Source organism: Holdemania sp. (assembly GCF_986127675.1).
The window spans coordinates 1-10821 of sequence record NZ_CFQZWI010000093.1 but is presented as its reverse complement, the minus strand read 5'-3'; the positions used below and the strand labels follow the sequence as shown (position 1 = coordinate 10821).

Genomic DNA, 10821 nt, shown 5'->3' with positions numbered 1-10821 from the left:
GTGAACGTAGCTCGTTGCCAGGTTCTCCGGTTCCCTTTCTCAGGGAGCCTTTTTTCTTATCAACCCCGTCAGAAAGATGAGGGGATGCCCAAAGATAAAGTCATGCTTATCCTGTGGAAATAGCGCGTATGAATAAAAAAGGATAAAAAGGGGGAAATTCAATGCCGTCCATTAATGATTTGGAGATTTACGCTCAGGAAAACCATGTGCCGATTATGATGAAAACTGGTATTGAATTCATTCTGGAACTCATTCGCAATCAAGCCTATACCCGAATTCTGGAATTGGGCACTGCAATCGGTTATTCGGCAATTCGGATGGCGAAGCTCTCAACGTTGATTCAAATTGACACTTTGGAAAATGATCCCGAGCGCGCACAGCTGGCGATTGCCAACATTGCGGCGGAACGGCTGGATACTCAGATCCATGTGTTCGCAATGGATATCGCAAAGTTTCAGACTGACCGGCTCTATGATCTGATTTTTGTTGACGCCGCGAAGGCGCAATATCCCCGCTATATGGAACAATTCCGCGGTAATCTTGCCAAGGGCGGCGTCTTTGTCTTTGATAATCTGAACTTTCATGGAATGGTCGAAGATCCGTCCCTGACTGAAAACAAAGGCACCCGGCAAATGATTAAAAAACTGCGGCGGTTTCGGGAAACCCTGATGCATGATCCCGACTGCCTCACGCAGTTCTATCCGGAGGTCGGCGATGGTGTCGCCGTCGTGGGCTTATTAAGAAAATAGTTTAAAACCTGATGAAATATGATAGAATAAAGAAAAGGATCGGTGACAACGATGAAAAAAGGATTAATATTCGGCTTGTTGGCAGCCGCTGGCGGCGCCGCCTATTTGTTAAGTAAAGCAGCCAATAAAAAAGACGAAGAAAAAACGATTATTACACTGAGCAGCGACGAAGAAGAAACAACGCCGCAGCCGCAGAAAGAAGAACCGGCTGAAACAGAACCGGAAGCGGCCTCTGAAGAAAAGGCTGAAGAAGAGCCGCAGTATTCCCGCGAAGTACAGGAAATCAATCTGATGTATCCCTATTTAAAGCCGGCTTTCATTTCAGCCTGCCTGAAAGAACAGCTGGATTTTGATCAGAACTATCCGGAAGGTTCACTGGTGACGATCTATCACGATATCAGCTTCCCGGCGGTGGAGGATCTGATCACCTTCGTTCGAATTATCAAGGAACATGACTATCAGATCAACGAAGCGGACGGCGATCAGTCGCTTACGATCAGCAAGGATCTGCTTGTGGAAAAAGGAAAAATCTTAAGCGATATTCTGAACGTTTCCAATCAGGTCGACTGCCTGAACGGTCAGTATCACGCATATCGTCTGGAATCGAAATAAAATGGAAACAAGTCGGCTTCCGCTTCGGCGGCGCGGACTTTTTCTTTTTTCCGATCGCGGTTCTCGCGGGCATGTCCAAGGCTGAAATCAGCGAAAGCGGTGTCATCGACCGCAGATCGCTAAACAAATTCAACGCTTTGTCAAGACCTGGAAAATCCCTTTCCCATAAGGGGTTCTTTATTGTTTTAAAACGAGTTTATCTGTTGTATAATTAAAACACTTTGAGGTGAGAACTATGAAACAGCTGGAAGTTAAAAATCTGAGCTTTTCCTATGACGAAGCGACGCATGCCGTGCGTCATGTTTCCTTCGCCATTGAGAAAGGAAGTTATACAACAATTATCGGTCACAACGGCAGCGGCAAGTCGACGATCGCCAAGCTGCTGATCGGGCTGCTGGAAAAAGATGAGGGCGAGATCCTGATCGACAATCTGCCTTTAAACGAGGAAAATCTGATGGAAATCCGCAGCCGGGTGGGAATTGTATTCCAGAATCCGGATAACCAGTTCATCGGTTCCACGGTGCGGGACGATATCGCATTTGGTTTGGAAAACCATTGCGTGGCGCAGGAAAAAATGGACGCCATCATTACGGAATTCGCAGAAAAGGTCAACATGACCGATTATCTGGAAAGCGAGCCAACCCGCTTGTCTGGAGGCCAGAAACAGCGTGTAGCCATCGCCGGGGTGCTCGCAATGGCGCCGGAAATGATCATTTTTGATGAGTCGACAAGTATGCTCGATCCACAGGGGAAAGATGAAATTAACCGCGTGATCCGCCAGCTGCATGCCGAAACCCAGCTGACTATCATCTCGATCACCCATGACATTGAGGAAGTCGCCAAGAGCGATCATGTGCTGGTGATGGATCAGGGCGAGATTAAGATGGAAGGCACGCCGGAGGAAATCCTGCTGCGGGATAAAGAACTGATTCGCCTGCATCTGGATATTCCGTTCAGCATCAAGCTGCAGCAGCAGTTAAAGAAAAACGGCTTAACGATGAAGCCGGAGATTACGATTGAAGGGCTGGTGAATCAACTGTGTCAATTCGATTTGAAAAACTAAGCTATACATACTCCAGTGGGACGCCGTTTGCCTACGCCGCATTGAAAGATGTGGATCTGGAAATTGAGGAAGGCAAGGTCACGGCGATTATCGGCAAGACCGGCAGCGGAAAGACGACGCTGGTGCAGCATCTCAACGCGCTGCTGCTTCCGACCGCGGGGAAGCTCGAAATTCTGGGAAGGACGATCAGCGCTCAGCAGAAGCCGGAGCACTTGAAAAGCTTGCGCAAGGATGTCGGACTGGTCTTTCAGTTTCCGGAATATCAGTTGTTTGAAGAAACAATTCTGAAGGACATCGCTTTTGGACCGAAAAACTTCGGTGCCAGCGAAGAAGAAGCAGTGCGCCGGGCCCGCGAGGTCATCAAGGTTGTCGGTTTGGATGAAACGATGCTGGAACGCTCGCCGTTGGATTTATCCGGCGGACAGAAACGCCGCGTGGCGATTGCGGGCATTCTGGCGATGGATCCGCAGGTGCTGGTGCTGGATGAACCGACGGCCGGCCTGGATCCGCAGGGTGCTCAGTCGATGATGCAGCTGTTTATGAATCTCAACAAGCAGATGAACAAAACCGTGCTGATCGTGACGCACGATATGGAACACGTTCTCAATTATTGCGACAATGTCGTCGTTGTGGATCATGGCGAAATTCTGCAGAAAACGTCGGTTCATGAATTTTTCCGCAAAACGGATCTGTTAAAGCAGTTAAACATCCTGCCGCCGGCGATCATCCGTACCCGTGAGATGCTGAATCAACGCGGCTTTCACCTGTCTGAAGACATCATGGATATTCCCTCCCTGGCGAAGGAAATCCTGCGGGAGGTGAAGCTGAAATGAATAACTTTGCGTTAGGCAAATACATGCCGCTTAACTCCCCAATCCACCGCATGGATCCGCGGGCGAAGATCATGGCGATGCTGATCGTGCTGATCGCGATCTTTTTTCCAGCCGGCTTCTCAGGCTATGCGATCATCGCTGTCTGCGCCGTCGCGGTCGTACTGATCGCGAAGCTGAGCCTGAACTTTGTCTGGCGGTCGATGAAGCCCATGTTGTTCATGCTGCTGTTTCTGCTGATCGTCAACATTCTCGTGCTGCGCACCGGCGCGCCGTTGGTCACAATATTTGGCTTCACGATTTACAGCGACGCGGTATTCCAGACGTTATATATCGCAATCCGGTTAATGTTGATGATCATCATCACGACGGTGTTAACCGCAACGACCAAACCGCTGGATCTGACGTTGGGGATTGAAGATTTGCTTCAGCCATTTCAGCGGTTTCACCTGCCGTCGCATGAGATTGCAATGATGATTTCCATCGCTTTGCGGTTCATTCCGACGTTGATCGAGGAAACGCAGCGGATCATGCGCGCTCAGGCCAGCCGCGGCGTGGATTTGAAAGAGGGCAAGCTGAAAGAAAAGATCATGGCGGTCTTATCACTGATCGTGCCGTTGTTCGTGTCGGCGTTTCAGCGGGCTGAGGAACTGGCGAACGCGATGGAAGCCCGCGGCTATTGCCCGGGACGGACGCGGACGCGATATAAGATCTTAAAGATGGAAGGCCGGGATTATCTGCTGCTGGCAGGATGTGCCGCGCTGCTGGGAACGATGCTTGTTCTCTGGCTGGCATGAGACAGCGGTTTAAAGCGGTCGTCAGCTACGATGGCTTTGATTATGCCGGTTGGCAGATCCAACCGGCCGAGCGCGGAGCGACGATTCAACAGACGATTCAGGATGCGATCAGCGCCATTTGCCGGCAGCCCATATCCATCACGGGATCCGGTCGAACGGACGCCCAGGTCCATGCCTGGGGACAGGTTTTCCATTTTGACGTCGATTTCTCACTCAACGCTTTCCAATGGAAGCGGGCAATCAATGGCCATCTGCCGAAAGATATCCACATTCGTTCCATCGAAACTGTTGACCCGCATTTTCATGCCCGGTTTGACGCGATTGGGAAACGGTATGAATACCGAATTCAGCTGGGCGATGCGAACGTATTTACCCGCCGTTATGCCTTCCAAACGCCATGGGCTTTAAATGTCCAGACCATGCGCGAGGGGGCGGCTTATCTGATCGGCGAACATGATTTCTCCTCCTTCTGCGCCAATTCCCGGACGGAAACGCCGGATCAGGTGCGGACGATCACGCGTCTGGAGCTGGTTGAAGACGGGGATCAGCTGCGATTGATTTACGAAGGCAATGGTTTCATGCGGTATATGGTACGGATGCTGACGGGAACGTTGATTGAAGTTGGGCGCGGCCGGCTGACGCCGCAGGAAGTGCAGAAGATGCTGCTGGCCCGGGATAAACAGATCTGCCATTTCAATGCCAAACCGCAGGGATTGACGTTGGTTGAGGTCTATTATTCTTCATCCCGTGGATCTTCACAGGACGCTCTGGCCAAAAGTTGCGTTCAGGATAAATAAAAAGAGCTTTGTCATAAATTAAAAAAACTGATTGAGAAGGATCAGTTTTTTTGTTTGCGCAGTGGACGCCACGTGTTATGCGAAGGATGTCAAAGCTGCAAAAGGTGCTCAGACAAAGCTTGCCTATACGATATTTTCCAGCTTCGCCTTGATCTGCAGGAACATCGATTCTTCCTCGCTGGCTTCGATGACGCTGATCCTCGCGGGAAAATAATCGTGCCGCAGCGGATTGACCAGCAGCATCTTAACCTCGCACAGCTGCTGCAGAGGCAGCGCCAGATCGCAGGCGGAACCGAATAAGATAAATCCAATTCCAGAGTTTTCCACAAACGGCGAAGCCTTCAGCGCGATATAATGCTGCTGAGCCTGCGAAAGTGCGGTTTCAGGAATTCCCGTAGGAATATGGGTAAAACCGATGTTTTTGATTTTCAGAAGTTCTTCCATCAGAATGATCGGCTGTTCGCTGAAATATAAAATATGTCTGTGTTCAGAAAGTTCCATGTTTATCACCTGATCTTAGTATGGACGAAATCAATTCGATTTATACTCTAGTTGACATATAATATTATACAACATATAATATTATACAAGGAGGAGATACCATGACATTTCAGATTGGTTCGGTCCTGCTGGATGCGTGTGTTTTAGCGATCCTGGCGAAGGAGGATACTTATGGTTATCGTCTGACCCAGCAGATCAAGGAAACGCTGGGGGTCTCGGAATCGACCTTGTATCCGGTCTTGCGAAGGCTCCAGAAAGAAGAATTATTGGAAACCTACGACGTGGCGGTAATGGGCAGAAATCGAAGATATTACCGGCTGACAGACGAAGGTCTGGAGAAAAACAAAGAATATAAGCGGGAGTGGGTGTATTTTTCCCGGAAGATAACGACGATTTTAGAGGGAGGAAATCTTGATGACTAGACAGATTTATCTGCATCGGCTGAAAGAAGCGCTGGAAGGACTGCCGCGGGAAGAGCAGGAAAGCGCGATGCGGTATTGTGAGGAATATTTTGACGAAGCGGGCGAAGATCAGTTCGATCAGGCAGTCCGCGATCTGGGCTCGCCGGAGGCGTTTGCGAAAGGGATCCGCAGCAGCTACAACAGCCGGATCAATGCTGATCAGCAGGAAGCTAAGAAATGGCCGTGGCCGCAGATCCTGTGCCTGGCACTGGTTGCCAGTCCGATCTGGGTGCCGCTGGCGATCGTGATTGTCATTTTACTGATCATTTTCGGATTCCTTCTGTTTTTACCGTTTATGGTCATTCTTCTGCTGCTGTTCTTATTTTTCGGGCTGGCTGGTTCGCTGCTGGTGAGTGCCGTCAGGATGATCTTTGTTTCCTGGGCTTCAGCGGGACTGGCCTTGGGTGGCATGTTAATTTGCGCGGCCTTGTTTCTGGTTTGCCTGTGCGGTTTGATCGCGCTGGTGAAAAAGGTCTGGCCATGGGCGAGAGAGAAGGCGCAGGAAGGCGTGGAATGGATTCGTGAAAGGAGAAATCAGGCATGAAGACAGTTTTGAAAATTGCGGCTGGTATGGGCGCAGCCGGGTTGATTCTGATCTTAACGATCTCGCTGATCACCGGGAAGACCGCTTTAACCTCACAGGATTTGGGAATTGACGTCGATCAGCTGGAAAACGGCGTCGGCATCCGCGTTGGGGATCATTGGATGGGAATGGGTCAGGGACATATGAACCGGCAGCATCACGACGAGGATGAGGATTATGAAACACATAACTGGCATGGCATGGGCATGGGGTATGGCGATGGAAATTATCAGACGTACGACGAGACTTTTTCCGATATCACAGGCATCGACGTCGAAAGCGATTTGGGCGATGTCACGCTGATGCGCAACGATGGTCCTCAGACCCGCGTGGAAATTAATTACCGGAATTGCCAGAGCATTAAGACAAAGGTTGAAAAGGGCATTCTGAAAGTGGAACTGGAACATCCGGATCATATCAATAACTGCAATTTGAGTCATGATCACAGCTGGATTACCATTTATGTTGGCAGCGGCGTGACATTGACCAATTCCGAAGTGGAACTGGCGTTGGGCGATTTGATCGTCGAAGATCTGGATTTTGTGGATTCTGAATTTGAGATGGCGCTGGGTGACGTCGATTTCACCGGGACGCTGCAGGGGCGCTGCAAGTTTGACGTGGCGCTGGGCGATGCGATGCTGACGCTCAACGGAAGCCGCTCGGATTATCGGATTGAAGCGGAGAACGCCATGGGCAGTCTCGGAATCGGCGAGGCGTACTATGATCAGAATCTGTCGAATTCCTGGAAGGATACTTCTGGAACGCATCATCTGAAGGTGGATAATGCCATGGGGGATACGGAGATTCAATTTCGATAACCTTTCCGATAACCTTGAATTTTCATAAAACATGTATTGATGAGGAAGGCGGCAGGAACAGCCGCTTTTTCCGTTTTCGGGCAAAATGGCACACGGAGAGCTGTGGAAATCTTCCAAATAGGGAAAAGTATGAAAATAAACGGTAAAAAGGCTAAAAAACAGTTGACGAAAAGGAGCCGGGAGTTTAGAATAATACTCGGCAACTTATGCCAAATGTAGCCCCGGAAACTACACTTGGTTAGGAGGAATTAAATTATGCGCCAGACAACTATGGCAAAACCAAATGAAGTTGTACGTCAGTGGTACGTCGTTGACGGACAAGGATTAACACTGGGACGGCTTGCGAGCGAAGTCGCAACGGTTCTGCGTGGAAAGCACAAACCTACTTATACACCAAATGTTGACTGCGGTGATTATGTCATCGTGATCAATGCTGACAAGATCGAAATCACAGGCGATCAGGATAACAAGAAGAGCTACTTCAGCCATTCTATGCATCCAGGTGGACTGCGTGTCCGCACAACGCGCGTGATGCGGGAACAGTATACGGTTGAATGGGTCGAAAAGGCCATCAAAGGTATGCTTCCGCACACGAAGTTAGGCGATGTTATGCGCACGCATCTGTTCGTTTACACGGGCAGCGAGCATCCGCATCAGGCTCAGAAACCTGTTGAGCTGAAAATCAAGGGTTAGTAAGGAGAAAGACTAATGGCAGCGAAAAAGAAATCAAACGTAACGTATATCGGCACAGGCCGTCGTAAAACAGCTGTTGCCCGCGTCTTCATGACCCCGGGCACAGGTGCAATGAGCATCAATGGAAAGACTTTGGAGGAATACCTGCCGGAAGAAACTCTGCGCATGGTTGTCCGTTCCCCGTTGGAACTGACAGAAACTCTGGGTCAGTTTGACATCAAGATCAACGTCTGCGGCGGTGGATTCACCGGCCAGGCAGGCGCTATGCGTCACGGTATCGCACGGGCACTGCTGGAAGCTTCCAGCGATTACCGTCCGAAGCTGAAGGCTGCGGGTTTCCTGACTCGTGACAGCCGCGCTAAGGAACGGAAGAAGTATGGCTTAAAGGCCGCTCGCCGCGCTCCGCAGTTCAGCAAGCGTTAAGCTTTATTCTCAAAATGGTTCAAAGAGTCCGGAAAAGCTAAATTTTCCGGGCTTTTACTTTTGATCAAACCTGATGGAATTTGATTCAGGAAAAATTCCTTTCGCCTGATTTTCAAAGGTGGAACAGAGGATGGGTCACTGCCTGATCATGACTGTTTGAAAAAAGAGCTGCCGCTCTTTCGTGATGCGGCAGGCAAGAACTGACGCGGGAGATGTAGAAAATGGACACACTGAGTCGTCGGCAAAGCAAGGAAACGGTATCTGCGGACAAGCGGCAGCCTCTGACAGAGAGAGGCAGGAGGCTTATCATCGAAATACACCAGGGGACGATTGCTCAAGGAGACCTCGTTCTGAAAATGGGCGTGAGAGAAACGATGTCCGCGGCCATGAATGAGAAGGCAAGTGAACGGTGTGTTGAAACGAGGATAAATTAGAAAACAGGGGTTAGATCCGTTTTGATTGCGTTGGCATAAACTATGGAAAGAATGAAGAATGCCGATCAAAAAAACTGTGGCCAAAGGGAATTTCTGTTTCGGAATTTCTTCTTTTTCTTCAAAGGATTTGAGACGTCGGTCGTTTTCGTTGACAATCCATGAGAGGAGAAATAGAATTAAAATGAAAGTTAGAATTAACTAACACTAAGAGAGAAGGATAGTTATGAAACTGGTCCTGGTTCGTCATGGCGAAAGTGAGTGGAATAAGCTGAACCTGTTTACCGGATGGACAGACGTCGATTTAAGTGAAACTGGACGTCGGGAAGCTGAACAGGCTGGCCGGATTTTGAAAGATCAGGGATTTGATTTTGATCTCTGTTACACGTCAGTTTTAAAGCGGGCCATTCATACACTGGATCACATGTTGGATGCGATGGACCGCAGCTGGCTGCCGGTGATCAAAAGCTGGAAATTGAATGAACGGCATTACGGCGCTCTGCAGGGGTTGAATAAAGCGGAAACAGCGGCGAAGTACGGTGAGGAACAGGTGAAGCTGTGGCGCCGTGCATATGCCGTCCTGCCGCCAGTCCTGCCTGCCGGGGATCCGCGCAGTGCGCTTAGGCAGACGATGTATCGGCGGGTGGATCCGGCTCTGCTGCCGGATGGCGAAAGTCTGGAAACGACGATCAAACGCGTCGTCCCTTATTTTGAAGCTGTGATCAAACCGGAAATGCTGGCGGGAAACAAAGTGCTGATCGTCGCGCATGGCAATTCTTTAAGAGCGCTGGTCAACTATTTTGATCAGCTGAGCGCGGAAAAAATCATGGAAGTAACGATCCCGACTGCTGCGCCGCTGGTCTATGAATTTGACGCGGAGTTTAACGTCCTCAGTCATGCTTATTTAACGGATGCAGACGAGTTGGAAAAGAAAGCGGATGTTGTCTTGAATCAGGGCAAGGTTTCCGCCGCCGGATAAGCGATTTCGTCATCCAGATTGGAATTTCATCTGAGGTTTAACAAATGCCGGAACGATTTCTGGAAATCGTAAAGTTCTGAGCCCAATGATTTAAAAGGCACCCTCGCAGTAGAAGGGTGCCTTTCAATTAAGGGAAGCGATCAGGCAGGAATGACCCGCACCTGAAGCTGGGTTACGTATTCTTCGTAACGCTGGGTTTCATGAACGTCGATCAGTAAAAATTCAAGGAAATTTCCCGCTGGCTTCAGGTTTTGTTTCTCGATTGTTTCTTGTAAAAGACGCAGATGCTCGTCGTGGGTATCATAGCGCCCGCTATAGGTCAGCGTGAGATAATCGCCTGCTTCCAGAATGAAATCATACGATTCATCCTCTGTGCAGATGAAAACGGACGTGCAGCGGACTGAACCGTCAGGCTGCAGCTCCAGAATTGAACCCGTATCGCCGTTGCCGAGAATGGAGAGTTGTTCCTCCAGCCGTCCGGAAAGTTTGGTCAGCAGGAAATCAATATCCTCGTCACGCTCAATCTTTTCTTTGAGAAGCAGACATCGTCGTTTTTCCAATGTCCGCCGGCAAACCTGATTCATCGGCTCGCTGAGCGCCACCTCGAGGCTCTGGCGGCGCTTTTGTACATCCTGGAGGTCTTTCTCCATCTCCTTGATTCTCTGCCGCAGAATGGCTTCTTTTTCGCCCAGCAGACTGCGGGTCGTCGCTACGGAACGGGCATCCAGGTAGGTTTTAATCTGTCCTGTGCTGAATCCCAGCTTTAGTAAATCGCGGATAACGTTCAGCCGCCAGATATCGCTGAGCGAATACAGCCGGTAATTGCCTGCGCTGCGCTGCGGCTGAATCAATCCGATTTTCTCGTAATAGCGCAGGGAATCGGCTCCAATATGATAGAGTCGGCAAATTTCCTGGATCTGATACAGGTTTTTCATTCCTTCACCTCTTGACTCTGGTATTATACCAAGGTTTATACTGGTTCAGGAAGGAGAAATTATGAGTTTAAAACGAAAATTTATACGTTTTGTCCTGCCGTCGATGGCGTCGATGCTGGTATTTAATTTATATACGATGGTAAGATCGG

Annotated in this window: 14 protein-coding genes; 12 read left to right on the top strand and 2 right to left on the bottom strand. The window is 49.6% G+C overall.

What is annotated here, in order from left to right; all coding sequences use genetic code 11:
* Positions 1 to 161: 161 nt before the first annotated feature.
* The 6 genes from AC5OW4_RS12300 to truA all read left to right on the top strand — a co-directional run bounded on the left by AC5OW4_RS12300 (position 162) and on the right by truA (position 4848).
* Positions 162 to 749 carry an O-methyltransferase gene (locus AC5OW4_RS12300; protein ID WP_072683958.1) on the top strand — a complete coding sequence of 196 codons (588 nt, stop codon included), beginning with the start codon at positions 162 to 164 and terminating at the stop codon, positions 747 to 749.
* Between the two features lie 51 nt (positions 750 to 800).
* Complete coding sequence (locus AC5OW4_RS12295; protein WP_072683957.1) at positions 801 to 1361, top strand: hypothetical protein; 561 nt, start codon at positions 801 to 803, stop codon at positions 1359 to 1361.
* A gap of 235 nt (positions 1362 to 1596) precedes the next feature.
* Positions 1597 to 2424 (top strand): energy-coupling factor transporter ATPase, encoded by an 828-nt coding sequence (locus AC5OW4_RS12290; RefSeq protein ID WP_072683956.1) that lies wholly within the window; start codon positions 1597 to 1599, stop codon positions 2422 to 2424.
* On the top strand, positions 2400 to 3257 hold the full coding sequence (locus AC5OW4_RS12285) for an energy-coupling factor transporter ATPase (RefSeq protein WP_072683955.1): 858 nt from the start codon (positions 2400 to 2402) through the stop codon (positions 3255 to 3257). Before AC5OW4_RS12290 ends, AC5OW4_RS12285 begins: the two co-directional genes overlap by 25 nt.
* Positions 3254 to 4051: an energy-coupling factor transporter transmembrane component T family protein gene (locus AC5OW4_RS12280; protein WP_072683954.1), complete on the top strand. Its 798-nt coding sequence runs from the start codon at positions 3254 to 3256 to the stop codon at positions 4049 to 4051. The genes AC5OW4_RS12285 and AC5OW4_RS12280 overlap by 4 nt, the downstream gene beginning before the upstream one ends.
* Positions 4048 to 4848: a tRNA pseudouridine(38-40) synthase TruA gene (gene truA / locus AC5OW4_RS12275; RefSeq protein WP_072683953.1), complete on the top strand. Its 801-nt coding sequence runs from the start codon at positions 4048 to 4050 to the stop codon at positions 4846 to 4848. The genes AC5OW4_RS12280 and truA overlap by 4 nt, the downstream gene beginning before the upstream one ends.
* A 123-nt stretch (positions 4849 to 4971) precedes the next feature.
* Here truA and AC5OW4_RS12270 read toward each other — a convergent pair whose 3' ends face one another.
* Positions 4972 to 5349: a hypothetical protein gene (locus AC5OW4_RS12270; protein WP_072683952.1), complete on the bottom strand. Its 378-nt coding sequence runs from the start codon at positions 5347 to 5349 to the stop codon at positions 4972 to 4974.
* Positions 5350 to 5450: 101 nt separating this feature from the next.
* On the opposite strand from AC5OW4_RS12270, the gene AC5OW4_RS12265 reads away from it, so the two are divergent.
* The 6 genes from AC5OW4_RS12265 (at position 5451) to gpmA (ending at position 9737) form a co-directional block, all read left to right on the top strand.
* Entirely contained in the window at positions 5451 to 5771 is a 321-nt protein-coding gene (locus AC5OW4_RS12265) for a PadR family transcriptional regulator (RefSeq protein ID WP_072683951.1), read from the top strand.
* Positions 5764 to 6354 (top strand): DUF1700 domain-containing protein, encoded by a 591-nt coding sequence (locus tag AC5OW4_RS12260; protein WP_072683950.1) that lies wholly within the window; start codon positions 5764 to 5766, stop codon positions 6352 to 6354. The genes AC5OW4_RS12265 and AC5OW4_RS12260 overlap by 8 nt, the downstream gene beginning before the upstream one ends.
* Positions 6351 to 7211, top strand: coding sequence for a DUF4097 family beta strand repeat-containing protein (locus tag AC5OW4_RS12255; protein WP_072683949.1), 861 nt, complete (start codon positions 6351 to 6353; stop codon positions 7209 to 7211). Before AC5OW4_RS12260 ends, AC5OW4_RS12255 begins: the two co-directional genes overlap by 4 nt.
* A gap of 255 nt (positions 7212 to 7466) precedes the next feature.
* Positions 7467 to 7904, top strand: coding sequence for a 50S ribosomal protein L13 (rplM, locus tag AC5OW4_RS12250; RefSeq protein WP_006059537.1), 438 nt, complete (start codon positions 7467 to 7469; stop codon positions 7902 to 7904).
* 15 nt (positions 7905 to 7919) lie between these two features.
* Entirely contained in the window at positions 7920 to 8327 is a 408-nt protein-coding gene (rpsI, locus tag AC5OW4_RS12245; protein WP_006059536.1) for a 30S ribosomal protein S9, read from the top strand.
* A 657-nt stretch (positions 8328 to 8984) separates the two neighbouring features.
* Positions 8985 to 9737, top strand: coding sequence for a 2,3-diphosphoglycerate-dependent phosphoglycerate mutase (gpmA, locus tag AC5OW4_RS12240; protein WP_072683908.1), 753 nt, complete (start codon positions 8985 to 8987; stop codon positions 9735 to 9737).
* A 140-nt stretch (positions 9738 to 9877) separates the two neighbouring features.
* Here the strand turns inward: gpmA and AC5OW4_RS12235 are convergent, their stop codons facing one another.
* A complete protein-coding gene (locus tag AC5OW4_RS12235) occupies positions 9878 to 10672 on the bottom strand; it encodes a MerR family transcriptional regulator (protein WP_072683907.1) in 795 nt (264 codons plus the stop codon).
* Positions 10673 to 10821: the final 149 nt, after the last annotated feature.